Here is a 24817-nt window from a genome sequence, read left to right on the forward strand (position 1 = left end):
TCACGTCGAGGTGCCATATCGAACGTGGAGACGAGTTGGGCAGCGGAACGGTTCGCCTTCGGGTCAGTCCTTGTACTCGCCTTCGGGTCAGTCCTTGTATTCGTCTTCGGGTCAGTCCTTGTAGTCGGGGGCGACGCGCTCGACCAGTCGGAGCAGCGCCGACCAGGCCAGTTCGTATCCCATGTCGTCCTGGAGGTCCGAACTGTCGTCCTCACCCGTGAGTTGACGTGCCGTCAGTTCACAGACCTCGGGGCTGGGCATGACGAGGCCGGTGCCCGCGGCGGTGGCGGCGGCCTGGATCTCGCACGCCTTGTCCAGGTAGTACATGCGCAGGAACGCCTGGGCGGGGGTCTCGCCGACCGTCAGCAGTCCGTGGTTGCGCAGGATCATCGCGGGGTGACCGCCGAGGTCGTCGACGAGGCGCTGCTGTTCGGCGAGGTTGAGGGCGACGCCCTCGTAGTCGTGATGGCCGAGCCTGCCGTAGAACTCCATGGAGATCTGGTTGAGCGGCAGCAGCCCGTGTTCCTGGGCCGCGACGGCACAACCGGCCTTGGTGTGGGTGTGCAGGACACAGTGGGCGTCGGACCGCGCGGCGTGGATGGCACTGTGGATGACGAAGCCGGCCGGGTTGACCGGGTGGGGGGATTCCTCGACGGCGTGGCCGGCCAGGTCGATCTTGACGAGGTTCGACGCGGTGATCTCCTCGAAGAGCAGACCGTAAGGGTTGATCAGGAAGTGCTGCTCCGGGCCCGGGAGCCGGACGGAGATGTGCGTGAAGATCAGATCGGTCATCCTGAAGTGCGCCACGAGCCGGTAGACCGCGGCGAGTTCGCGACGCAGGCGCAGTTCCTCGCCGACAGCCGCGGCCGCCGCCGTCGGCGTGATCGAAGCGGGCGGAGCGGTGCGGTCGGGCCGCGGGGACAGCTCGGTCATCGATGGCTCTCCTTCCGGCATGGGGCCGGTGGTTGGTGGGCGCCACGACGCTATCGATGGTTCGGGCTGGCGCCGAAGTGGCGGTTCTGTCCAATATGGAGTCGCCCATTGGATGATTCCGGCAGCCCCGCGTGATGCCGCCGGACCGGGAGGATGTCCCCTCATGACCGAGTCCGAGCAGCCGTCCGTGCCGCTGAGCACGTTGCTCGCCGACCCCGCGCTGGGGCTGCGCCGGATCGCGGGCCCAGCCGAGGAGCACCGGGTCCGGGTCAGTACGGTCGGCACGACGGAGATCGAGGACCCGACGCCGTATCTGGTGGGCGGCGAACTGCTCCTCACCGCGGGCGTACGTCTCCCCCTCGACTCGGAGGGCATCGACGCGTACGTACGACAGGTCGTCGCCGCCGGAGTGAGCGCGCTCGGATTCGGTGTCGCCCCCGTGCACGAGGAGGTTCCGCCCCAGCTCATCGCCGCCTGCGACCGCCATGGGCTCCCGCTCCTGCGACTGCCGCCGACCACCCCGTTCGTGGCCGTCGGGCAGGCCGTGTACGCGGCGATCGCCGAGGCCCGCAACCGTGAGCTGCGTGAGATCTCGCGAGCACAGTCGGCGCTGGCCACGGCCGCCGCCCGTCCGGGCGCGATCCGGGCCGTGCTGGCCCAGCTCAGCGCGCACACCGGAGCCTGGGCGGTTCTCCACGACGCCCAGGGCGCCGAACTGTTCAGCGCCGGCACCCGACCCGCGGCGCCCACACCGGGCCGCGTACGCGACCTCGCCGTACGCACCACCGCCCGGGTCCGCGCCCGTTCGGGCCCCGCCGGACGCTCCGCACCGGCCGCTGCGGCCGATCACCAGGGCGGAACACACCTGACCGTCCACACGCTGCCCGGGGCCGAGGGCACCACGACGCTCGCCCTCGGCCAGGCGGCCACCTCTGCCCCGACGCTGGTCCACCGCCAGGTCACCAGCACGGCGACCGTGCTGCTTGCCCTGCTCACCAGCCCCCGGCACGCCCTGGGCACCGACACCCACAGCGCGGGCGCCCTCGTACGGCTCATGCTCGGAGCCGACCCGGCGGAGGTCGCACCGGCCCTCGCGCCCGCCGACACGACGGAGGCCGAACACTCCTGGGTCGTTGTCCACGGCCGCCACACGCGCCCGCGTGCCACGCAGGCACCGCACCCGGGCGACGACCCCGCGCACCTGGCCACCCTGGCCACGGCCCTGCGGACGCCCTACCTGCACATCGACGGCGCCGATCTGAAAGCACTGGTCCCCAGTGCGGCGGACGCCCGCCCCGAGGCTCCCGCGCAAGCGGCGGACCTGGGCTGGGTGCTCGGTTTCAGCACGCCCGCGCCGGCATCGGACCTGCCGCATGCCGATCGTCAGGCCGAACGCGCCCTCCGATGCGCGATCGCCGCCGACGTACCCGCCGTCGTCCACACCGAGGACCCGCTCACCGTGCACGGGCTCGTCCCCGCCGCCGACGCCCGGGACCTGGCCCGCACCCGCTTCGCCCCGCTCGACCGGGCCGGCGCGCCGGGCGCCCCGGTCCTCCTCGACACCCTGCGAACCTGGCTGACCCTGCACGGCAGTTGGGACCGCACCGCCGCGACCCTCCACGTCCACCGCAACACCGTGCGCCACCGGCTGGCACGCGTCGGCGAACTCCTCGACGTCGACCTCCAGGACCCCGGCGTACGCATGGAACTCTGGTTCGCCCTGCACTGGTTGCCCGGCGGGGCGGATGCGGCCGGCGAATAACGCACTCGCCGTGCTTGGCCTAGGGTGCGGCCCATGCTTGATGACGCTGCCCTCCGTCAGGTCACGGCCGCCCTGCTTGCCACGCCGCGAACTCTTGACGCGGCGACCACCGCGCTGCCCAGGACGTCGGGCCTGTACGCATGGTGGGCGCCTCCGAGTGTCCTTGCCGCGTTCTCGGGGCCGGTCAACTCGGCTGACCCCGGGCGGCGGTTGCTGTATCTCGGCAAAGCGACCCGGCTCCGTACCCGTGTCACCGGGAACGATCTGAGGCACTCGGGCGGATCCACCCTGCGCCGCACCCTGGCCGGGCTGCTCATGGCGGCCGAGGGCTACCGGACGACCTGGACCGACCGTGTCGTCCTGATCCCCGACGACGAGCAGCGCCTCACCGAGTGGATGCGTCGCCATCTCCGTCTCACCTGGGCCGAGCACGCCGATCCCGTCCCCTTGGAGACCGCGCTCATCTCCGGCCTGCGTCCGCCCCTGAATCTCGACGGCGCGGCACCGGGCCCCGCACGGGACCGGGTCCAGGAGGCACGGAACACGTACTACGCGAGTGCCGGTCCGCGCCCGGCCAGGACGTAGGCACCGGGGCACAGGCGTGCTCTCGGCACCAAACGATCTCCCTGGCAGCACCGTCCGGAGGAACTAGGCTGGTACACGGCGTCTACACGGTGGGAGATGTCTACACAGTGGGAGATGTCGTGGATGTCGATCTGCGCAAGCTGCGTTACTTCGTGGTCGTGGCCGAGGAACTGCACTTCGGGCGGGCCGCCGAGCGGCTGCACATCACACAACCGGTGCTGTCCCGGCAGATCCGCGCGCTGGAGCAGGAGCTGCGCGCCCAGTTGTTCGCCAGGAACAAGCAGACCACCGAGTTGACGGCCGCGGGCCGTCAACTGCTGGAGGACGCGCGCCCCCTGCTGGCCGCCGCGCAGGCTCTGCACCGCCGGGTCCAGCAAGCCGCCCACGGGTCTTCGGCGTTCACGGTCGGCTTCATGCCCGGGATCACCGTGACCGGCGCGGTGCGCGCCTTCTCCGCCAGGCATCCCGAGCTGAGTGTGCAGGTGGTGCGCACTTCCTGGGCCGATCAGGTCCAAGGGGTGCACGAGGGCCTGCTCGACGTGAGTTTCGTACGGCTGCCCGTCGACCGTCGCGGCCTCACGCTGCGCCCGCTCTTCCGGGAGCCCCGAGTGGCCGTACTGCCGACGGGCCACCGGCTGGCGGGCAAGGAGTCCATCGTCATCGCGGATCTCGCGACCGAACGGCTGCTGCAGGACCCCGACGCCGTCCCCGAGTGGCGTGATCTCCCCGAGCGGACCGGCGAGGGGGCAGAGCCCCGGCTCTCGTTCGCCACCGTCGAGGAGAAGCTGGAACACGTCGCGACGTCCGGGGGCGTCCTCGTCCTTCCGCTGTCCACCGCGGCGTACTACACCCACACCGATGTCGCTCATGTGCCCGTCGACGACATCGGCCCGGGCGAGGTCTGCCTTGCCTGGAGCGCCGACCGTCGCTCCCCTCGGCTCCCGGAGTTCGCCGACATCGCCGCTGCCCAGCACTGATGTCCTGGGGGCATCACCGCTGACAGAAGAGGTCTTGGACGTCTGCCGCGACGTCCGGCCAGGGTGGAGGAACGGCGGAATCCCCCGCCGCTCCTCCACCCACAGGGACCGTGAGAGCGATGCAGATCTTCATCACAGGCGGCTCCGGCTACATCGGCCGCTCCACCATCCGGGCACTGACCGGGCACGGGATCAGCGTGACGGCGCTGGCGCGCAGCGAGCGCGCGGCGCGCACGGTGTCGGACCTCGGTGCCACCCCGGTCGCGGGCGCGCTCACCGACACCGATGTGCTGCGTGAGGCGGACGGCCGGGCCGATGGGGTCATCCACCTCGGGGTGGACTACGCCGAGGGCACCGCCGACGTGGACCGCGCGGCGGCGGATGCGCTGCAGGACGGCGTGGGAAGCGGCCCGTATGTGCACACGGGCGGGGTGTGGGTGTACGGCGACACCGACGGGGTCGTCGACGAGGACGCCCCGCTGAGCCCGCCGCGCATCACCGCCTGGCGGCCGGAGAACGAGAAGCGGGTGCTCGCCCGGGCCGCCACCGGAGGGCACCCGGTGGTGGTGATGCCCGGGCTGGTCTACGGCCGCTCCGGTGGACTGGCGCAGTCGTTCTTCGTCGAGCCCGGGCGGACGGCGGGTGCCGTGCCCAGCATCGGGGACGGCACCAACCACTGGGCGCTGGTCCATGTCGACGACATCGCCGAGTTGTACGTCCTGGCCCTGAACGCCCCGGCCGGTTCCGTCTACGCCGGGGTCGGCGGCCAGAACCTTCCGCTGGCGGACGTCACCCGAGCCCTCAGCCACGCCGCCGGATGCCCGGACCGGATCGAGTCGCTGCCTCTCGACGAGGCCGTGCGGCGGATGGGCCCGATCGCCGAGGCATTCGCCCTCGACCAGCGTTTGAGCGGCGCCCGCGCGCACCGCGAACTCGGCTGGACGCCCACCCGTCTCGACGCCCTGGCCGAACTCGCCCAGGGTTGAACCACCGTGACGCCGCCCAGGTGATGCGGCATCAAGCCAAAGTGGCTCAGGCTTCGTCGGTCGCCTTCCGAGATCGGTGTGGCCCTCGTATCCTCGTGCGCCAATGGTTACCGACGGTAAGGGGGAGCAGTGGGCGGTACCACGCGCAGAGGATTCCTGGGCACGGCCGCGGCAGCAGGGGGCGGGGTCGCTCTGGCGACTCCCCAGCGGGCCGCGGCCCAGGACAGCGCCGCCCCGCAGACCGTCGCCGTACTGGGCGGGGGCGTCGCGGGGCTCACGGCCGCGCACGAACTCGCCGAACGCGGCTTCCGGGTGACGGTCTACGAGCGCAAGGCGCTGGGCGGCAAGGCCCGCAGCATGGACGTACCGGACAGCGCCACGGGCGGCCGCGGACCCCTGCCCGGGGAGCACGGCTTCCGCTTCATCCCCGGCATCTACCACAACCTGCCCGACACCATGCGGCGCATCCCCTTCCCCGGCAACCCCAACGGTGTTCACGACAACCTCGTCGCCCCCAAGGAGATGCTGTTCGCCCGCTCGGGCGGCCGCGAGGACATCCGGATCCCGCTCCCCTGGCCAGGCAACACCCCGGCCGAACTCACCCCCGACGAGATCCGCCGCGCCCTCACCTCGGTCCTGGACACCGCCTTCAACCTCCCCCTCCACGAAGCCCTCTACTTCGCCAACCGCTTCCTCGTCTTCCTCACCAGCTGCGACGAACGCCGCGACGAGGTCTGGGAGCAGATGCCGTGGTGGGAGTTCGTACGGGCCGGCCGGATGTCGTACGACTACCAGCGGATCCTCGCCATCGGCATCACCCGCAACATCGTGGCCACCAAGGCGGAGGAGGCCAGCACCCGGACGGTCGCCACCCTGCTGGAGGCCTTCGCCTTCAACATCCTCGGGCGGGGCGCGGACGGACCACTGGACCGGATCCTCAACGCGCCCACCAACGAGGCATGGATCGACCCCTGGGTGACGTACCTGAAGTCGCTCGGGGTCGAGTTCAACATCGGCTGGACCGTACGGGACCTCACCCTGGACGCGGGCCGGATCGCCGGGGCCGTCATGGAGGACCCGGGCGGGGCACGCCGGACCGTCACCGCCGACCACTACATCTCGGCCATGCCGGTCGAGCACGCCCGCCGCACCTGGAACTCCGCCGTACGCGCCGCCGACCCCCAACTCGCCGAGTGCGACCGGCTGGAGACGGACTGGATGACCGGCATCCAGTTCTATCTGACGGAACGTACGCCGATCCTGCACGGCCATCTCGACCTCATCGACTCCCCCTGGTCGCTGACCGCGATCGCCCAGGCCCAGCACTGGCCGGGCCACGACTTCCCCAAGGACTTCGGCGACGGCACGGTCGCGGACTGTCTTTCCGTGGACGTCTCCGAGTGGGACCGGCCGGGCATCCTGTACGGCAAGACGGCCAAGCAGTGCACCCGTGCCGAGGTCGCGCGCGAGGTGTGGGCGCAGCTGAAGGCCGCGCTCAACGACACCGGCCGTACGGTCCTCAAGGACTCCGTGCTGCACTCCTGGTTCCTCGACCCGGCCGTGGACGGCCTCGGCACCCCGAACCCGGTCAACGAGGAACAGCTGCTCATCCATCCGACGGGGACCTTCCACCACCGTCCGCGATCGGCCACGAAGATCCCCAACCTCTTCCTGTCCGGCGACTACGTGGCCGTGCCCATCGACCTGGCCACCATGGAAGGCGCCAACACCTCGGCCCGTCAGGCCGTCAACGCCCTTCTGGACAGGGTCGGTTCGGCCGCCGAACGATGCACCGTCACCCCGCTGTACCGGGCCCCGGAACTCGAGGCCCTCAAACGCCACGACCGCACCCGATACCTCCTGCGACTGCCGAACCTCTTCGACGTCGGCTGACGCGGCTCGGGCTGCCGAGGACGGAGGCGACTCGCTGACCCACGGGTTCGAGTACGCAGGTCACGCGTCCGGCGACGGCCCACCGGTCGCCGCCCTGTCCGGCGGAGGTCCGCTGGTCTCCCGCACCACGAGCTTCGGGTCCAACACCGCTTCCCGCGGCTCCAGTTCCGGGTTCTCCAGTCGTTCCACAGCGAACCGCACCGCGTGTTCCGCCATGAGCAGCGCGTCCTGGCGCACGGTGGTCAGGCCGATCGGCATCAGGTGGGAGAGGTGACTGTCGTCGTATCCGACGACGGACAGGTCGCGGGGAACATCGACGCCGGCCCGCGTCAGGGACATCAACAGGCCCATCGCACTGCGGTCGTTGCCCGCGAGTACGGCCGTCGGCAGGGGCATGCCCCGGTCTCGCTCCGCCAGGAGCAGGCGGCCGGTGTCGATGCCCGACTGCTCCGTGTGGTCGCCGGGGATCACACGGGCCTCGGACTCCAGACCGTGGCGGCGCATCGCGGCCCGGTAGGCCCGTCGGCGTTCGGCCGAACCGGGGCCACGACCGCCGTCGAGATGCGCGATCCGGCGGTGGCCCAGCTCGACGAGGTGGTCCATGGCCTGCCGGGCGCCCTTGGCCTCGGCCGAGTGCACGAAGTCCACACGGGCGCGGGGTTCGCGCCGGCCGACCGAGACGGTCACCGCGCGCCGCCCGAGTTCGTCGAGGTAGGCGGCCTCCGCGTCGGGCCCCAGCAGGATCAGCGCCTCGCAGCGGTGGCTGAGCAGAGCCTCGACCGCCTTCGCCTCGCTGCGGCCCTGCGCGGCCGCGGAGAGCAGGACGTCGTAGCCGAGGCGTTCGGCCTCGGGGTAGATCCCCTCGATGAGGTCCGTGTGGAAGGCCTGGTGCACGGTGAACATCACGCCGAGCGTGCGGCTGCGGCCGCGGGCCAGCAGCCGGGCAGCGCTGTCGGGGCGGTAGCCGATCTCGTCGGCTACGCGCAGGACCCGTTCACGGGTCTCCTCACTCGCCCCCGGACGGCCGCGGAAGACGATCGAGACGAGCGCCCTGGACACGCCCGCCCTCGCGGCGACGTCCGCCATCGTGGGCCGCTGCCTGCCCGACGCATCCACCTGTGAACCACCCTCCGGCGCCGCTCGCCTCGGCGGCGCCCGCGAAATCTCCCGGCGACAAGTCATTGACATGACATTTGGACAGGAGTCATCGTACTCGGACTAGAGCGCGCTAGTAGAGCGCGACAGTGAGCCTTTCCGCGAGACATCGCACCGCCCCCGAAGCCCCCTCGAAGGAAACGACCATGACCGTACGCGTAGGTGTCATCGGCGCCGGAATGATCGGCCAGGACCACATACGGCGACTGACCGATGTCGTCACGGGGGCCACCGTCACCGCCGTGACCGACATCGACGCGGAGCGCGCCGCCGAGGTGGCCGCCCGTGTCGGTGCCCTCGCGCTTCCCACGGGTACCGACCTGATCGACTCCCCCGAGGTGGACGCCGTCCTCGTCACCTCGTGGGGTCCCACCCACGCCGAGCACGTCCTCAACGCCGTCACCGCCGGCAAGCCCGTCTTCTGCGAGAAGCCCCTCGCCACCACCGCCGAGGACTGCCTGCGCGTCGTCGACGCCGAGCGCGCCCACGGCAGGCGCCTGGTCCAGGTCGGCTTCATGCGCCGCTTCGACGCGGGCTACCGCCGGATGAAGGAGGTGATCGCCGCCGGTGACATCGGCACTCCGCTGATCGTGCACTGCGCCCACCGCAACCCCACCGTCCCGGAGGCGTACACCTCACGCATGGCCGCACAGGACACCGCCGTGCACGAGATCGACGTACTGCGCTGGCTCCTCGACGACGAGATCGTCTCCGCCCAGGTGATCACCCCGCGCGCCACGAGCAAACGGTTCGCGCACCTCAAGGACCCGCAGATCATGTACTTCGAGACCGCCGGCGGCGTCCGCGTCGATCTGGAGGTCTTCGTCAACTGCCAGTACGGCTACGACATCCAGTGCGAGACCGTCGGCGAGGAGGGTCTCGTACGGCTGCCCGATCCGGCCACCGTCGGAGTCCGCACGGCCGGGCGCCACAGCACCGCCGTCCCGCAGGACTGGAAGGGCCGCTTCGTGGACGCCTTCGACACCGAGTTCCGCGAGTGGATCGCCTCCGTCGAGGCGGACTCCGAGCCCACCGGACCGTCGGCCTGGGACGGCTATGCCGCCACCGTGATCACCGGCGCCGCCGTGAAGTCCCTGGAGTCCGGTGGCGCGGTCGTCACCGTCGACATGAAGCCCCGCCCGGCCCTTTACGGAGGCACCGCATGAAAATCGCCCTCGACCCGTACATGCTCCGCTCCCTGCCGATGGACGAGATGGTGCGTACGGTCGCCGAACTCGGCTACGGGTACATCGAGTTGTCACCCCGCGACGACTTCATGCCCTTCTTCCTGCACCCGCGGGCCGACGACGAACGCGTCGCCGCGCTGAAGCACTCCCTGCGCGCACACGGCGTCAGGCTGTCCTCCGTGCTGCCGCTGTACAAGTGGTCCTCGCCGGACGAGGCCGAGCGGCAGGCCGCCGTCCGCTACTGGAAGCGCATGATCGAGATCACCGCCGATCTCGGATGTTCCCTGATGAACTCGGAGTTCAACGGCCGCCCAGAGCAGGCCGCCGCGAGCGAGGCCGCCTTCTGGCGCTCGATGGACGAGCTGCTGCCGGTCTTCGAGCGCGAGGGCATCGCCCTCAACCTGGAGGCCCACCCGGACGACTTCTGCGAGGAGAACACCCCCGCGGTCGACCTCGTCCGCGCCATCAACAAGCCCTGGGTGAACTACCTCTACTGCGCCCCGCACTCCTTCCACCTCTCCGGGCCTTCGGAGGCCGGGGCGGACATCGCGAAGATGATGCGCTACGCCGGCGACAAGCTCCAGCACGTTCACATAGCCGACTCCTTCGACCACAAGGGCTCGTCCGGCCTGCGCTACATCCTCAACCCGCCCGGCACCACCACGCGCATCCACCAGCACCTGGACGTCGGCCAGGGCGAGGTCGACTGGGACGCCTTCTTCGGCACCCTGCGCGAGCTGGACTTCGACGGAGTCGCCACCGCCTGCGTCTTCGCCTGGGAGGAACGGGCCCACGAGTCCTCGGCTTTCATGCTGGACCGCATCACCAAGGAGCTCTCGACGTAGTCGCAGTCCGCCGGTCGGTGGCGCGCCCGCGCCCGGCGGCCGAGCGAACCTCCGTGGGGGGCGAAGGAAGTTCGTCCGGCCGCCGGGCTCCGGGCTCCGGGCTCCGGGCTCCGACTCACTCTTGTCGGCTCACCCGAATCGGCTCACTCGGGTCAAGTCACCGGTCACGGCCTACCTGTAGGTGATGTCCGAGGCGGCGTACAGGCAGTTGGTGCTGTCGGGCCCCGTACCCACCGCCGTGTTGTTGTTGTACTTCTGGCAGGGGATGACCTTCCGGCCGGAGTCGTTCAGGATCGTGATGCCCCGAAGCGTCGCCACGTCGTTGCGGTTGACGTTGATGCCGACGAGCCGCGCGGTGGATCCCGTGCCGGTCACCTCGATGTTGCTGAGGTTCACCTTGCGTGTGTACTGGGTGGAGCAGTCGCCGCAGGACCGGTACAGCGTCTTGAACTCGCTGACGGCGAAGTTGGAGATGTTCAGGGTGCCGGGCCCGTTGTGCTGGAAGACCTTGTCGGCGGCCTTCTTGGCGCCGCCGCCGGTCACGGTGTACGTCGAGCCGCCGCGGAAGGTGGCGGCGTCCTCGCCGACGTCCTCCCACCAGACGTTCTGGAGGGTGCAGTTGCCCTCGCAGTGGATACCGTCGGCGCCGGGCGCGCCGATGATGACGTTCTTGAGGGTCGCGCCGGCCGCGAGCTTGAAGATCGGGTCCTGGCCCTCCTCCTGGCCGTCACCGGCCAGATCTCCGCTGCCGTAGTACCGCACCATGCCGCCGTCCCTGACGCCCGAGACGGAGATGGTCGAACTCACGCCCTGGCTGCTGGACGGCGTCGGCCAGGTGGCGGCACTCGCCGGCGGCGCCCCGACTGTCGTGATCATGACAGACGATAGGCCGAGTGCGGTCAGGGTGCCGGTCAGCGCGCGCCGACGGGCGCGCGGGATCGCTGGAGAAGTCATGTCCCTGTGCCTTCTTCCGGTTGTGGGGGTCGGTTTGTGGGGGCCGATTCGTGGGGCCGGTCAGAGCTTTCCGGCGCCCGCGCCGCTCGTCACCGAGGCAACGACCGACGAGGCGGGCTCGGCGGAGTAGCTGTACGGCGCACTGGTGAAGGTGCCGGTGCGGGAGATCTCGGTGGCGGCTCCCCCGAGGTCGTTGCCGCGCAGGTTGGCGTAGCCGTCCACGTCACTGCTGCGGTTCGTCGTGACCGCGATCTTCGTCGTATGGAAGACGTTGTTCTCGACGAGCATCTGGGCGCCCATGCGCGAGTGCACGGCGGTGTCGGCACCCTCGACGTAGTTGTCGTAGAAGTGCCCGGTCCCGAAGCGCAGGCTGGGGATGCGCGAGTAGACGTTGCTGAAGTGGTTGTGGTGATACGTGATCTTCAGGTGACCGGTGTCCTCGCTCGCGTTGTTGTCGCTGTGACCGGCGAGCGAGCCCTTGAAGTGGTCCTTGAAGGTGTTCCAGGACACGGTGACGTTGTCGGAGCCGTGATTGATGTCGAGCAGACCGTCGTAGTAGTCCTTGTCGTGGTCGCGGTCCGCGGAGAAGGAGTTGTGGTCGATCCAGACCTTCGTGGACTTCTGCACGGTGACGCCGTCGGAGGGCGCGAGCGGCTTGCTGATGTTGAGGTTGCGGATGACGACGTTCGTCACTTCCTTCAGCCGCAGCCCGCCACCGGTGAACCCGGACGACGAACCGACGCCCAGGACCGTGGTGTTGGACCCGATGTCGACCTGACCGGTGAGCGAGATCAGCCCGCTGACCCGGACGACCTTGGCGGTGTTGCCGGTGACAGCCGTCTTGAACGCGGCGAGCGTGGAGACGGTGACGGCACTCGCACCGCCGCCGCCCGTGGTGCCGGCGCCGAAGCCGATGGGGGAGGTTTCGGCGGCACCCGCGGACTGCGGCAGAGCGACGGCGGTGGTGACGGCGAGAGCCGCTGCCGCGACCGTGGAGACGACGAGTCTCCTCGGACGGGAGCGTGGGGGGAGAGTACGCATGCGGGTGCGTCCCTTCGAGAGCGTCCATTTTCCAGATATGTGAACGACGTTCACTCTTTGGATCGCCTTACAGGCGCAGCGCCCCCACGCGAGGCTCGCGGCGACATCCTGGAGAGTGCACGTCCCCAGGCCATAACGCCTCCGGCATCTGACATCTCATATACGAGATGCCAGCGGCGGGTCACGCTGCTGAACGGGAAACGTAAGGGGCAAGCGCTTTCTAGTCAACGCTTCGCGCAGAACGCATCCGGCCAACTCCCGTATCGGGCAACGTCGTGCTGCTCAAGTCGTGCTGCTCAATGGGGACGCGTGTCTCAACCGGTGCCGGGCTGGACGAGTTTGAAGAGGAGGCGGGCGGCGGCCCGTTGGGCGGATTGCCTCAGGCGCGTCGGGGCCGGGCGGGCCGCGATCGGTGCGGCGGCGGTGCCGGACAGGCGCGGGAAGAGGGCTTCGGCGTTGGTGCGGTTGACGGCCCGGAGCACAGCGGGATCCACACCGCTGTCGAGGCCGTTGGCGAAGTACTGGCCCGCGATGGTGGGGGCGAACGGCCAGTCGCTGCCGAACAAGACACGTCCGGGACGGGCGAAGGCGAGCAGCGTGGGCAGGGCCGCGGGGCTGGAGGACAGCGCGGTGTCGTAGTGGAAGCCGCGGAAGTCGTCCAGCACGTCCAGGAGGCTGCGCCCGGTGTCGGCCGCGATGGCGGTGGCCATGCGATGGGAGGCGTAGGGCACGAAGCCGCCCGCGTGGCTGAGGACGAACCGGATGCGCGGGTGGCGCCGGACGACTCCGTTGCGTACGAGGAGGTAGGCGGCCCGGGTCGTGTCCAGCAGGAAGTCGGCGGCGAACGGGGGGATGTTCTCGACAGCGGGGGCCGGGAGATCGGCCGGGTGGACGAAGACGACGGCACCCCGGTCGTCCAGCGTCTGCCACAGTGCGTCCTGGCCGTCCTGGCCGTCCGCGCCGAGGTAGACGCCCTGGTTGTTGGCCAGGAGGGTGACTCCGTCGGCGCCCAGGTCGTCCAGGGCCCGGCGGGCCTCGGTCACGGAAGCGGCGGTGTCGGGCATGGGCAAGGTGGCGAAGCAGCCGAAGCGGCCGGGGTGTTCGGCGGCGAGGGACGCGGAGAAGTCGTTGAGCCGTCGCGCCAGGTCGGCCGCCTCCCGCGGGTCGGTGCGGAAGGCGGTGCCCGGGGTGGAGACGGAGACGATGGCCGTGTCGGTGCCCAGCAGGTCCATCACCTCCAGTGCCGCTTCAGGAGTCCAGTCCGGCAGGGCGCGGCCGCCGGCCTCGGCGATGCCCGAAGCGACGAGACGGTCCCGGTAGAAGGAGGGGACGATGTGCTGGTGGACGTCGACGCGGGCCGCGGCGGTGGTCACGAGGTGACCTCCAGGGCCTCCCGTGCCTCACGCGCGGCGAGCAGGTCGAGCGCCACGTCGGTGATCATGTCTTCCTGGCCGCCGACCATGCCCCGCCGTCCGACCTCGACGAGCAGGCTTCGGGCGTCGATGCCGTAGCGCGCCGAGGCCGCCTCGGCGTGGCGCAGGAAACTGGAGTACACACCGGCGTAGCCGAGCGTGAGCGTCTCGCGGTCGACCTGGACGGGGCGGTCCTGCAGCGGTCGTACGAGGTCGTCGGCGGCGTCCTGGAGGCCGAACAGGTCGCAGCCGTGCTCGAATCCGAGTCTGTCGGCGGCGGCGACGAAGACCTCCAGCGGGGCGTTGCCCGCGCCCGCGCCCATCCCGGCGAGGGAGGCGTCCACTCGGTGGGCCCCGTGCTCGACGGCGGCGATCGAGTTGGCCACGCCGAGGGAGAGGTTGTGGTGGGCGTGTATGCCGATCTCGGTGGCCGGATCCAGGACTTGTCGCAGGGCGTCGACGCGTTCGGCGACGTCCCTCATGACCATGGCGCCGCCCGAGTCGACGACGTACACACAGGTTGCGCCGTAACTCTCCATCAACTCGGCTTGGGCGGCCAGCTTCTGAGGGTCTGCCATATGACTCATCATCAGGAAGCCGACGGTGTCCATGCCCAACCCCCGTGCGGCCGCGATGTGCTGGGCGGAGATGTCGGCCTCGGTGCAGTGTGTGGCCACGCGGACGACGGACGCTCCCGCGCTGTGGGCGTCGCGCAGGTCGTGCACGGAACCGATGCCCGGCAGCAGCAGGGTGGCGACCCGCGCGCGGGTGACGGCGGAGGCGACGGCCTCGATCCACTCCAGGTCGGTGTGCGCACCGAAGCCGTAGACGCAGGAGGAGCCCGCCAGGCCGTCACCGTGGGCGACCTCGATGGAGTCCACGCCGGCCGCGTCCAGGGCGGTGGCGATGGCGACGGCCTGGTCGACCGTGTACTGGTGGCGGACGGCGTGCATGCCGTCCCGCAGGGTGACGTCGCTGATGTAGAGGCGGCTCATCGGAGGGCTCCCGCGGTGGTCTGCGCGTCCTGAGCACGCTGGGCGTGCTGGGCGTGCTGGGCGTGCTGGGCGTGCTGGGCGATCCGCTCCGCGGCGGCGACGGCCGCGGAGGTCATGATGTCGAGGTTTCCGGCGTACGCGGGCAAGTAGTCGGCGGCGCCGGTGACTTCGAGCATCACCGTCACCTTGGTGCCGGTGAATTCGCCCGTCTGCGGAATGTGCAGGGGGTTGTCCGGTCCGTACGTGTCGAACTGGACCCGTTGCTTGAGCCGGTAGCCGGGCACATATGCGTGCACCTTCTCCGCCATGGCCAGCACGCTGTTCTCGATGGCGGTGTGGTCGCAGTCGCCCTCCACGAGGCAGTACACGGTGTTGCGCATCAGCAGTGGCGGCTCGGCCGGATTGAGGACGATCACCGCCTTGCCGCGCCGGGCACCGGCCACTTCGCGGAGCGCTCGTGACGTGGTCTCGGTGAACTCGTCGATGTTGGCGCGGGTACCGGGCCCGGCCGATCTGGCGGCGATGGAGGAGACGATCTCCGCGTACGCGACGGGGGCGACCTGCGCGACGGCGGCGGCGATCGGAACCGTGGCCTGTCCGCCGCAGGTGACCATGTTCAGGTTCGGGGCGTCGAGGTGGGCGTCGAGGTTCACCACGGGCACGCAGTACGGGCCGACGGCGGCCGGTGTCAGGTCGAGGACCCGTACGCCGGTGGGCTCCAGCCTGGCCCAGTTCGCCCGGTGGGCGGTGGCCGAGGTGGCGTCGAAGACGAGCTTGATGTCCGCGAACTCGGGCAGGGCGAGGAGTCCGTCGACGCCGTCGGCGGTGGTGGCTGTGCCCAGACGCGCGGCGCGGGCCAGGCCGTCGGAGGCGGGGTCGATGCCGACCATCGCTCCCATCGTGAGCGCGCCGGAACCGCGCAGGATCTTGATCATCAGGTCGGTGCCGATGTTGCCGGAGCCGATGACGGCGACCGGCCAGGGTGCGGATGCAGGTGCAGTGGGCATGAAGGGGGTGCTCCTTGGGGCGGAAGTCCTCAGACGAAAGTCACCGACACCGCGCCGAGGGCACTGAAGCGGGCCTCGATCCGTTGGCCGGCGTCGACGAAGGGGGCGGTGGTCATGGTCCCGGGCAGTACCACGTGTCCCGGCTCCAGTACGGTGCCGAAGCCGGCGAGCGTGTTGGCCAGCCAGGCGACCGCGGCGGCCGGATGCCCCAGCACCTCCTTGCCGCTGCCCGTCGCGGCGACCTCGCCGTCCACGAGCAGATCGGCGGTGACGGTGGCGAGGTCGGGTGCGTCGGCCAGGGGTGTCCAGGGGCCGCAGACCAGACCGGCCGCGCTGGCGTTGTCGGCGACCGTGTCGGCGAGGGTGATCTTCCAGTCGCGGATCCGGCTGTCGACGATCTCCAGAGCCGGGGCGACCGCCTCGGTGGCCTCCAGGACGTCCTCGACGGTGACGCCGGGGCCGCGCAGGGGCCGGGCGAGACGGAAGCAGATCTCCGGTTCGATCCGCGGCCGGCAGTAACGGGCCGCGGGCACCGTACCGCCGTCGCGGTGGACCATGTCGTCCAGGAGGTGGCCGAAGTCGGGCTCGTCCACGCCGAGCAGCTGCTGCATCGCGGCCGCGGTCAGGCCGACCTTGTGGCCGACGACGGTGGCTCCGGCGGACAGGCGCCGGGCTATGTTGCCCTGCTGGACCGCGTAGGCGTCGGCCACCTCCAGGCCTGGCAACAGGTCCGACAGCGGGTCGATCGGCGCCACGCGCCGCTCTGCCTCGCGCAGGAGCCGACAGGCTTCCTCACGCTGTGGTGCGGTCAGGGTCATCCCTTGCTCCTCGATGCCATGCGCGTCGCCGCGTCGTGGACCAGCTGTGCGTGCAGTTCGAACAGCGCCACCAGGTCGACGGCGTCGCCGTTGATCTCCCGGTGCACGAACAGGCCGTCGGCGCCGGCGACGGCGTAGGTGGTGAGGGTGCGTACGGACTCGTCGTCCAGGTCCGGGAACAGGGTCCCGGCCACCTCGGCGACCTTCTGGGCGGCGATGTCACGGACCTGGAGGAACACCGTGCGGCCCCGGGGTTCCACGGGCCGCCGCTCCAGCGCGAGCATCAGGCCGAGGCGCAGGAAGTCCGGCGCGTCGACCAGCGACCTCGCCACGTTCGCGGCCATGACCGTGACCCGCTCCAGCGATGTGCCGGTCCCCTCCAGCGGCAGTTCGAAGGCCGCCAGCCAGGTCTCGAAGCTGCGCTCGATGACCGCGGCGATCAGGTCGTCCTTGTCCTTGAAGTGCCAGTAGATCGAACTGGCGGGCAGCCCGCACTTGGCACTGACGGCCGCGATGGACGTGCCCTCGTAGCCGCGCTCGCCCGCGATCTCCACCGTGGCGTCGAGGATGCGCTGCCTCGACTCCACCCCGTTCGCACGCTTCCTGCGCGCCGTCTGCGGCTTGGTCATGGAATGCGCCCTTCCTTGTCGTCCCGGCACTTGACCGTCTTCTGCACTCACCTTACCGTAGCGGTCATTCCAATTGGAGTAAACGCTACAGCAATGAGTTCGCAACACAACGCGAACAGGGACGACAGCGAGGTGGCCCGGTGAGCGGAGTCGGTGGCGAGGACGGCGGCTACGACGTGGCGGTGATCGGCTACGGGCCCACGGGCGTGACCGCGGCGAACCTGCTGGGCGCGATGGGCCTGCGGGTCGTCGTGCTGGAACGCGACGCCGAGATCTACACCCGGGCCCGGGCCATCTCCACCGACGAGGAGGTCATGCGGATCTGGCAGCGCGTCGGTCTGGCCGAACGGCTGGCGCAGGACATGCTGACCGAGCGTCCCCTCGACTTCGTCGACGCCCGCGGCCGCCCCTTCCTCTGCGCGCACCCGACCCCGCGCGGCCACGGGTACCCGCCACAACTGTTCGTCTACCAGCCCGCGTTGGAGCGGGTCCTGCGCGACGGGGTCGCCCGCCACCCGAACGTCGAGGTGCTGCTGCGGCACGAGTGTCTGCGGCTGCGCCAATCCGCAGACGGGGCCGGGGCCGGCGTGGAACTGACGGTGGTCGGGACGGCCGACGACTCCGTGCACCGGCTGCGCGCCTCGTACGTGATCGCGGCCGACGGCGGCTCCAGCCTGATCCGTTCGCAGCTGAACATCGGCTACGAAGGGCGCACGTACGAGGACCGCTGGGTGGTGATCGACACCGAGATGATCAAGCCCTGGCCGGACCACGACCGGCTGCGCTTCCACTGCGACCCGGCGCGGCCCGCCGTGGACTGCCCCACCCCGCTCGGCCACCACCGCTGGGAGTTCCCGATCCTGCCGGGCGACGACGAGACGTACCTGACCACCGACGAGGCGGTGTACGAACTTGTGGCCCGGTACGGAATCAGCCGGGACAGCATCAGGATCCTGCGGGCCACCGTCTACAGCCACCATGTGCGCTTCGCCGCGCGCTTCCGGGTGGGGCGGGTCTTCCTGGCAGGTGACGCCGCCCATGCCATGCCGCCGTGGATCGGCCAGGGCATGGCCGCCGGGGTGCGCGACGTGGCCAACCTGTGCTGGAAGCTCGACGCCGTCCTGCGCGGCGAACTCCCCGAGACCGTGCTGGACAGCTACGAGGCCGAACGGAAACCGCACGTCAGGGAAGTCACCGAACGCGCGGTGTTCGTCGGGCGGATCATCACCGAGCGGCGCCGGCCCGTGGCCGCGGTGCGCAACTCCGGACTACGGGTCCTCAACCGTGTGCCGGGCTTCGGCAACTGGTTGCAGGACTCGAACTGGATACCCGTCGCCCGCTACGCCACCGGTCTGCAGGCCCGCCCCCGCACCAGGGCGTCCGGCCTCCAGATCCCCCAGCCCTGGGTGACCGGGCCCGACGGCGTGCGCGTACGGCTGGACGACGTGCTCGGCAACCGCTGGCTGCTCCTGCACTCCGGATCGGTCACGCCCCAACCCGCGTGGGACCGGCCGGGTGTCCCCTCGCTCACCGTCACGCCCGCCGGATCGCGGCCGGCCGAGGGCGCCCTCGTCGACAGCGACGGCGTCCTGCTGCCCTGGCTGGCCCGGCACCGCGCGGCCACGCTCGCCCTGCGCCCGGACGCCTACGTCTACGCGGCCGCTCCCGCGGGCGCCCAACTCCCGCCGCCCCCGGGCGGATTCACCCCCGCGACGCGCCCGACCGCGACCACCACCCAGTGATCCACCCCCAGCAACCCCTCCCCCAGCGATCCCTCCAATGATCCGCCCAATGAACCAGTCAGTGATCCAGTCAGTGATCCAGTCAGTGAGGACACCATGACCACACAGACCGAGCTGCCGTCGATGCGCGAGTCCCTGCTCGACATCGCGGGCAAGAAGATCTTCGTCGCCGAGACCGGTGACGGTCCGCCCCTGCTGCTCCTGCACGGCGGCGGCCCCGGCGCCTCCGGGGTCTCCAACTACAGGCGCAACATCGCGGCCCTGGCCGAGAAGTACCGGGTCATCGTCCCCGACCTGCCCGGTTACGGACGCAGCACCAAAGGCGTGGACGGAGCCGATCCGTTCGGCTACCTCGCGGACCACATCCGCGGAGTCATGGACGAACTCGGCCTGGAGCGCGCCCACTTGGTCGGCAACTCCTACGGCGGTGCCTGTGCGCTGCGCCTCGCGCTGGACACGCCCGACCGGCTCGACCGCATGGTGCTCATGGGGCCCGGCGGCATCGGCACCACCCGCTCGCTCCCGACGGCAGGCCTGAACAGCCTGCTCAACTACTACGGCGGTGACGGACCTTCCCGGCTGAAGCTGGAGACGTTCATCCGCCAGTACCTGGTCTTCAACGCCGCCGACGTCCCGGAATCGGCGATCGACGAGCGCTACCGGGCCAGCATCGACCCGGAGGTCGTCGCCGCCCCGCCGTTGCGCCGTCCGTCAGGCCCGAACGCGCTGCGCACGCTGTGGAAGACGGACTTCACCCGCGACCGGCGCCTGAACCGCCTCCCCGTGCCCACCCTGGTGCTGTGGGGCGCCAAGGACTTGGTCAACCGGCCCGGCGGTGGGCGAATGCTGGCCGACCGCATGCCCGACTGCGACCTGTATGTGGTCGCCAACACCGGCCACTGGGTGCAGTTCGAGCGGGCCGAGCTCTTCAACCGGATGTGCGCCGACTTCCTGGCGGGCCGACGATGAACGTGCCTGGGAACGCGTCGGTGTTCGGTGCCGTACACCTCGGCTACATCGTCATCGAGACCAACCGCTTCACCGACTGGCGCCGCTTCGGCGCCGATGCCATCGGCATGCACCACGACGCCCTCGACACGGACTTGATGCGCTTCCGCCTCGACGACCAGGAGTGCCGCTTCCTGCTCCGGCGCGGCCCGGCCGAGGACGTCGTCGCCACCGGCTGGCACGTCGACGACCACGCCACCTTCGAACGGATCGAAACCCGCATCTACGCCCACGGCGTTCCGATGGCCCACGGCACCGCCGACGAAGCCGCCCTGCGTGGCGTCGAGCGTCTGCTGCGGTTTCCCGGCCCCAAGGGCATCACCCAGGAGATCTACACGAACCCGCTGAAGTCGGCGGAGCCGCTGCGCATGCGGGCCTCCGGGTTCGTCACCGGTGACTCGGGGATGGGGCACGTCGCGATCGTCTCCGCCAAACCGGCTCAGCTCCGGGGCTACTTCGACACCGTCTTCGACGCCCGCCTGACCGACTACATCGACGAGACCATCAACGGCGTCAAGCTCAAGATCCGCTTCCTGCGCGTCAACGAGCGCCACCACTCCATCGCCGTCGCCGCCGTCCGGGGCCTGCCCGTCGACCCGGTCCGCACCCGCGTCCAGCATCTCAACATCCAGGCGGCCACCCTCGACGATGTCGCCCAGAGCTACCGGCGCGTGTGCGAACTCGGCTTCGACATGGCCCTGTCCGTCGGCCGGCACACCAACGACAGAGAGCTGTCCTACTACGCCCGTACGCCCTCGGGCTTCGAGTGGGAGGTCGGCTGGAACCCCGTCGTCGTCGACGAGAACACCTGGGAGCCCAGCACCCACCAAGGCATCAGCGTCTGGGGCCACACCCCCGTCGGCCGGACCATCGTCGACAAACTCGACCAGTTCCGGCACGCCACCCGCTCCCTGGCCCGCCGGGAGGACACGGTCCCCGCCCTCAGCGGCACCGGCATCCCTGACCGCTGATTCCGGGCCGCCGCCCTTGGGGAGGTCCCGGTCGGTCGTCAACGGCATGGGCATGGGCGCTGCCCCCGAACGTTCCGGGGCCGGTCGGCGTCATAGCGGTAGCCGTCCCCGAGGGAGCCGCCATGACCGCCGTTCGCATGACCGCAGTTCGCATGACCACCTTTCACTCCGGTCGTCGTCTTGTGTCCGTCGCCGGGCTGGTCGGAGGGCTGTTGTGGGCGACCGTCGCCTGCGGCACGGAGTCGTCCTCGGGATCCGGGTCCGCCCAGGTGGGGAGCGCCGAGCCCGCAACGTCCTCCCCGAGCGGGACAACCTGGCAGGAGCCCGACTCGTACGTGTACACGCTCAAGTCGAGTGAAGGGGAACGGAGTCTGATCGGCACCTTCCGGGTGACCGTCCGCGACGGCAAGGTCGCGGAGGCGGTCGGTCTCGACGCGAACAGCCGGCGAGTGGTGCGGCAGTTGCCCGGTGAAGTGCCCACCATCGGCGAGCTGTTGGACGAACTCGAGCAGGCCCGGCGCGACGACGCCGACACTGCGGAGGCGGAGTACGCGCCCGACGGTCACCCGGAGCGGATCTCGCTGGACTGGGACGAGAACACTGTCGACGACGAAGCCCTGTATGTCATCAGTGCCTACGCACCGGCCGGCGGTTAGCGCGCCGATCCCTTCGTGGGTGACTCCGCGTCGGCGTGACCGGCGTCGTCGGCCGCGTTCGGAGGAACCTCGTCGGACGACTCGGAGTTGGACGACTCGGAGGGCTCTGAGGCCTCGGTCGGCCCGGACGACTCCGGCGGCCCGGACGACTCGGGTGACACGGTGAGGGTGGCGTGGCGCAGGGCCGGGAAGGCCGCGGCGACCACGAGGGTGGCGGCCACGCAGAAGAGACCGCCCATGACCACGGCGGCGCGGGCGCCGGTCAGTTCGGCGAGGAGGCCGACGGCGGCGTTGCCCAGGGCGGGCGAGACGGTCGCCTGCACCATCCACAGGCCGCTGACCCGGCCGCGCAGTTCGTCGGGGGTGCCGTGCTGGAGGAGGGCCGAGCGCAGGGTCTCGGAGATCAGGTCGCCCAGTCCGGCGAGCGCCAGCAGGACGAGGGCGAGCGGAAGGTAGGAGGTCGCGCCGAAGCCCGTCAGTGACAGCCCCCACAGCAGGACCGCGCCGATCAGGGCGTGCCCGCCGGCCCGGCCGGTCCAGCCGCTGGTGGCGGCACCAATCAGGGCACCGAGCGCGGGCGCGGCGTACAGCAGGCCCACCACACCCGGTCCGCCGCCGAACTGCTGGTCGGCCAGGACCGGGTAGAGCGCCTGCGGCATCGTGAAGACCATCGCCGCGGCGTCGATGAGGAGCAGGCCCACGATGAGACGGTGTCCCCGGACGAAACGGACGCCGTCCGCCACCGCCGTGAACGCCTGCCGGACTCCCTTGCCCGCCTGGGCAGTTGCGGGAGGAAGTGGCCGCACGAAGTACAGGGCCGCCGAGAAGACCAGGAATCCGGCCGCGTCCACGGCGTAGCAGGCGGCGAGCCCGGGGCCCGCGACGAGCAGGCCGCCGACGGCGGGCCCGAGCAGTGCCGCGAACTGGGCGGAGGCGGAGGTGAGCGCGCCTGCCGCCGCCAGGCGTTCGCTGCCCACGAGGGCCGGGATGGCCGCCATCATGGCCGGGCCGCCGAGTCCGGCGAGCAGTCCGGTCAGGGCGGTGGCCGCGTAGATGAGCCACAACCGCGGTTCCGGCAGCAGGGCGTTGACCGCCAGGGCCGCCGACACGAGGGTGAGCGGGAGCCGGGTGGCCAGCATCAGCAGCCGGCGGTCGTGCCGGTCGGCCAGGACACCTCCGATCAGCACGCCGACCACCACGGGCAGGGCCCGCGCGAGGCTGACCAGGCCGATGTGCAGCGGCGATCCGGTGACCTCGTAGATCTGCACCGCCACCGCGACGCTCGTCATCAGCGCGCCGGTCATCGCGCCGAGGAAGCCGATGAACAGCAGGCGGAAGTCTCGGCTTTCGCGGAGCGGGGTGAGGTCCATCGCGAGACCGGTCGGGCGGCTCATACGGCGACTCCAAGGGAGTTAGGCAAGCCTTACCCGGGTCACTGTGGCGACCGGCCGCCTTAAAGTCAACATGTGTGAAGTTCTGGAGGTTGCTAGCCTCGGGCCCGATGAGCAGCAACCCTGTGGCCAGGCGGCGGCCGACCCACCGCAAGGGCCGCCCCACCCTCACCCGGGAGTCGGTCGGCCGAGCCGCGCTGGACTTCCTCGACCACCACGGTCCGGCCGAGCTGACCATGCGCTCGCTCGCGGCCGACCTGGGCGTCTCGCCCCGCGCGCTCTACAACTACGTCGAGGACCGGCGCGACCTGCTGACCGTCGCCGCCGAACTCTTCGAGTCCGAATGGCGGCCGCCCGAGCTGGAGTCGGGACGTTGGCGGGAGAGCCTGCGCTCGTACTGCCGGGACCTGCGCGCGCACTACCGCAGCCACCCCGGCATGACCACCCTCGCGCTGACCGAGAACATCACGACGGCCCGGCACCCGACGATGCTGCGCAACGTGGACGCCCTGATCGGGTTCTTCGAGGCCGTGGGGCTGTCCTTGCAGGACGCCTACCGCGCGTGCATGGAGACGATCCGGCTCGTCGCGGGCTTCGTCGAACTGCAGGACATCGTGTACGACCGTCCGCCCGCCCATGTGAACCCCGCGGACCTGGCACAGCTACCGCCGCCATGGCTGCGCCCCAAGGACGCAGAGAGCTCCGAGGACCCCGAGGGCTCCGGAAGCTCCAATGCCTCCGAGAACTCCGAGAGCTCGGAACCCGTAGGAGATCTGCCGCATCTGGCCCGGCTCGGCGAGCTGGAACCCGACTCCCCCGACACCCTGTTCGCGTTCTCCCTGGACATCCTCGTCGAGGGGATCGCGGCCCGCGCGGCACGCCCCGGTGGGAGGTGAAGAGCCGACCGGCCGGACACGGCCGTGGGCCCAGGTCAATGTGAAACGACCCCTCAAGGCCGCGGCCGTGAGGGGTCGTTCGGTGACGGGAACAGGTGCGATGCCGCCTCTGGGACGAGACCGCCGCTATGACGAACTCGGCTCCGGCTCGGGCCCGAACTTCGACGAACTCGGGGAGGGCTGCTTCGCGTGCATCGCCTCCAGGTCCTGGATCGTGCCGCCGACCTTCTTGCGCAGCGGTCCGAGCATCTTCGGCTTCGCGCTGATGGCCCAGCGCGGGCCGACGAGGTACTTGCCCCCGTAGATGGCGGCGCTGTCCAGCCAGGTCAGCTTGTACTTCTCCTCGGGAAAGGTCGTGATGAGGTAGTCGCCCTCGGGGGTGTGGCAGACACCTTCGCGGAGTTCGTCCGCGTCGGTTCGGATCTTGACCTTGCAGCCGGTGAGGTTGGCTATCACCTCGACCTTCGCCGGCGCCACGACGGCGGCCATGGCAGCGGTCGACGGCTTGCTGTCCCCCGCGGCCTTGTCGTCATCCCCGCCGCTGCAGGCAGTGACCAGGGGAAGTAGGGCGAGGCTGCCGATCAGGGCGGCGCGGCGCACCCCGCGGGCGGTGAAAGTGCGGCCGGTCCGTCCTCGCTGTGGCTGCTGTGACACGTACCTCTCCGAATCCGGGCTGTTCCCGTCCGCGCGAAGCGGCCGGGCGTACGACAAGGGGTACGGGTGAACGCAGGTGGCCGTTCACCCGTACACGAACGAAGGTCGCGTTCCGAACGACGAGATCACCGAAGGAGCGGGCGGGGCGTGGGAACGCCTGCCGCCCGAGTGGGGGGGGGGGGGGGGGGGGGGGGGGGGGGGCCGGCCCCCCGCGCCCCGCCCGCCCCCCCCCCCCCCCCCGCGCGCCCCCCCCCCCCCCCGGGCGCCGCCCCCCCCCCCGCGGGGCCGGCCCGCCCCAGCCGGCCCCCCCCCCCCCCCCC

23 protein-coding genes are annotated in these 24817 nt (G+C 70.7%); 12 read left to right on the forward strand and 11 right to left on the reverse strand.

The window, feature by feature from the left end:
* Window positions 1-111: 111 nt before the first annotated feature.
* A complete protein-coding gene (locus ACIBEI_RS19195; RefSeq protein WP_398890210.1) occupies window positions 112-933 on the reverse strand; it encodes a class II aldolase/adducin family protein in 822 nt (273 codons plus the stop codon).
* Window positions 934-1096: 163 nt separating this feature from the next.
* Between ACIBEI_RS19195 and ACIBEI_RS19200 the strand changes: the two genes are divergently transcribed.
* From ACIBEI_RS19200 to ACIBEI_RS19220, 5 genes are all read left to right on the forward strand, one after another.
* Window positions 1097-2695, forward strand: a complete 1599-nt coding sequence (locus tag ACIBEI_RS19200) for a PucR family transcriptional regulator (RefSeq protein WP_398890212.1) — start codon at window positions 1097-1099, stop codon at window positions 2693-2695.
* 33 nt (window positions 2696-2728) lie between these two features.
* A complete protein-coding gene (locus tag ACIBEI_RS19205) occupies window positions 2729-3280 on the forward strand; it encodes a GIY-YIG nuclease family protein (RefSeq protein ID WP_398890214.1) in 552 nt (183 codons plus the stop codon).
* A 119-nt stretch (window positions 3281-3399) separates the two neighbouring features.
* Complete coding sequence (locus ACIBEI_RS19210) at window positions 3400-4257, forward strand: LysR family transcriptional regulator (protein WP_398890216.1); 858 nt, start codon at window positions 3400-3402, stop codon at window positions 4255-4257.
* Between the two features lie 119 nt (window positions 4258-4376).
* Window positions 4377-5243, forward strand: coding sequence for an NAD-dependent epimerase/dehydratase family protein (locus tag ACIBEI_RS19215; protein ID WP_398890218.1), 867 nt, complete (start codon window positions 4377-4379; stop codon window positions 5241-5243).
* 129 nt (window positions 5244-5372) lie between these two features.
* The gene (locus ACIBEI_RS19220) at window positions 5373-7136 is read left to right on the forward strand and encodes an FAD-dependent oxidoreductase (protein ID WP_398890220.1); all 1764 of its coding nucleotides are present in this window, start codon (window positions 5373-5375) and stop codon (window positions 7134-7136) included.
* Between the two features lie 60 nt (window positions 7137-7196).
* Here the strand turns inward: ACIBEI_RS19220 and ACIBEI_RS19225 are convergent, their stop codons facing one another.
* Window positions 7197-8222, reverse strand: a complete 1026-nt coding sequence (locus tag ACIBEI_RS19225; RefSeq protein WP_398890222.1) for a LacI family DNA-binding transcriptional regulator — start codon at window positions 8220-8222, stop codon at window positions 7197-7199.
* Between the two features lie 215 nt (window positions 8223-8437).
* On the opposite strand from ACIBEI_RS19225, the gene ACIBEI_RS19230 reads away from it, so the two are divergent.
* On the forward strand, window positions 8438-9457 hold the full coding sequence (locus tag ACIBEI_RS19230) for a Gfo/Idh/MocA family oxidoreductase (protein WP_398890224.1): 1020 nt from the start codon (window positions 8438-8440) through the stop codon (window positions 9455-9457).
* Window positions 9454-10323 carry a sugar phosphate isomerase/epimerase family protein gene (locus ACIBEI_RS19235; RefSeq protein WP_398890226.1) on the forward strand — a complete coding sequence of 290 codons (870 nt, stop codon included), beginning with the start codon at window positions 9454-9456 and terminating at the stop codon, window positions 10321-10323. The genes ACIBEI_RS19230 and ACIBEI_RS19235 overlap by 4 nt, the downstream gene beginning before the upstream one ends.
* A gap of 171 nt (window positions 10324-10494) precedes the next feature.
* Here ACIBEI_RS19235 and ACIBEI_RS19240 read toward each other — a convergent pair whose 3' ends face one another.
* The 7 genes from ACIBEI_RS19240 to ACIBEI_RS19270 all read right to left on the reverse strand — a co-directional run bounded on the left by ACIBEI_RS19240 (window position 10495) and on the right by ACIBEI_RS19270 (window position 17179).
* Window positions 10495-11277: a pectate lyase gene (locus ACIBEI_RS19240; RefSeq protein WP_398890228.1), complete on the reverse strand. Its 783-nt coding sequence runs from the start codon at window positions 11275-11277 to the stop codon at window positions 10495-10497.
* Between the two features lie 60 nt (window positions 11278-11337).
* Complete coding sequence (locus ACIBEI_RS19245) at window positions 11338-12318, reverse strand: polysaccharide lyase family 1 protein (protein WP_398890230.1); 981 nt, start codon at window positions 12316-12318, stop codon at window positions 11338-11340.
* A gap of 314 nt (window positions 12319-12632) precedes the next feature.
* Window positions 12633-13691 carry an amidohydrolase family protein gene (locus ACIBEI_RS19250; RefSeq protein WP_398890232.1) on the reverse strand — a complete coding sequence of 353 codons (1059 nt, stop codon included), beginning with the start codon at window positions 13689-13691 and terminating at the stop codon, window positions 12633-12635.
* A complete protein-coding gene (gene dmpG, locus ACIBEI_RS19255) occupies window positions 13688-14725 on the reverse strand; it encodes a 4-hydroxy-2-oxovalerate aldolase (protein WP_398890234.1) in 1038 nt (345 codons plus the stop codon). Before dmpG ends, ACIBEI_RS19250 begins: the two co-directional genes overlap by 4 nt.
* The gene (locus tag ACIBEI_RS19260; RefSeq protein ID WP_398890236.1) at window positions 14722-15732 is read right to left on the reverse strand and encodes an acetaldehyde dehydrogenase (acetylating); all 1011 of its coding nucleotides are present in this window, start codon (window positions 15730-15732) and stop codon (window positions 14722-14724) included. The genes dmpG and ACIBEI_RS19260 overlap by 4 nt, the downstream gene beginning before the upstream one ends.
* A gap of 29 nt (window positions 15733-15761) precedes the next feature.
* Entirely contained in the window at window positions 15762-16550 is a 789-nt protein-coding gene (locus ACIBEI_RS19265; RefSeq protein ID WP_398890238.1) for a 2-keto-4-pentenoate hydratase, read from the reverse strand.
* A complete protein-coding gene (locus ACIBEI_RS19270; protein ID WP_398890240.1) occupies window positions 16547-17179 on the reverse strand; it encodes a TetR/AcrR family transcriptional regulator in 633 nt (210 codons plus the stop codon). The genes ACIBEI_RS19265 and ACIBEI_RS19270 overlap by 4 nt, the downstream gene beginning before the upstream one ends.
* 140 nt (window positions 17180-17319) lie before the next feature.
* Between ACIBEI_RS19270 and ACIBEI_RS19275 the strand changes: the two genes are divergently transcribed.
* The 4 genes from ACIBEI_RS19275 (at window position 17320) to ACIBEI_RS19290 (ending at window position 21556) form a co-directional block, all read left to right on the forward strand.
* Window positions 17320-18921 carry a bifunctional 3-(3-hydroxy-phenyl)propionate/3-hydroxycinnamic acid hydroxylase gene (locus ACIBEI_RS19275; RefSeq protein ID WP_398890242.1) on the forward strand — a complete coding sequence of 534 codons (1602 nt, stop codon included), beginning with the start codon at window positions 17320-17322 and terminating at the stop codon, window positions 18919-18921.
* A gap of 96 nt (window positions 18922-19017) precedes the next feature.
* On the forward strand, window positions 19018-19890 hold the full coding sequence (locus ACIBEI_RS19280; protein WP_398890244.1) for an alpha/beta fold hydrolase: 873 nt from the start codon (window positions 19018-19020) through the stop codon (window positions 19888-19890).
* Complete coding sequence (locus ACIBEI_RS19285; protein ID WP_398890246.1) at window positions 19887-20900, forward strand: VOC family protein; 1014 nt, start codon at window positions 19887-19889, stop codon at window positions 20898-20900. The genes ACIBEI_RS19280 and ACIBEI_RS19285 overlap by 4 nt, the downstream gene beginning before the upstream one ends.
* Window positions 20901-21022: 122 nt before the next feature.
* A complete protein-coding gene (locus ACIBEI_RS19290) occupies window positions 21023-21556 on the forward strand; it encodes a DUF6174 domain-containing protein (RefSeq protein WP_398890248.1) in 534 nt (177 codons plus the stop codon).
* Here the strand turns inward: ACIBEI_RS19290 and ACIBEI_RS19295 are convergent.
* Window positions 21553-22950 (reverse strand): MFS transporter, encoded by a 1398-nt coding sequence (locus ACIBEI_RS19295; protein ID WP_398890250.1) that lies wholly within the window; start codon window positions 22948-22950, stop codon window positions 21553-21555. The genes ACIBEI_RS19290 and ACIBEI_RS19295 overlap by 4 nt on opposite strands.
* A 107-nt stretch (window positions 22951-23057) precedes the next feature.
* On the opposite strand from ACIBEI_RS19295, the gene ACIBEI_RS19300 reads away from it, so the two are divergent.
* Window positions 23058-23843, forward strand: coding sequence for a TetR/AcrR family transcriptional regulator (locus tag ACIBEI_RS19300; protein ID WP_398890252.1), 786 nt, complete (start codon window positions 23058-23060; stop codon window positions 23841-23843).
* 126 nt (window positions 23844-23969) lie between these two features.
* On the opposite strand, the gene ACIBEI_RS19305 is transcribed toward ACIBEI_RS19300, so the two are convergent.
* The gene (locus tag ACIBEI_RS19305; protein WP_398890254.1) at window positions 23970-24497 is read right to left on the reverse strand and encodes a hypothetical protein; all 528 of its coding nucleotides are present in this window, start codon (window positions 24495-24497) and stop codon (window positions 23970-23972) included.
* Between the last annotated feature and the right edge of the window lie 320 nt (window positions 24498-24817).

The sequence above is a fragment of the Streptomyces sp. NPDC050988 genome, from assembly GCF_044456225.1.
GTDB lineage: Bacteria > Actinomycetota > Actinomycetes > Streptomycetales > Streptomycetaceae > Streptomyces.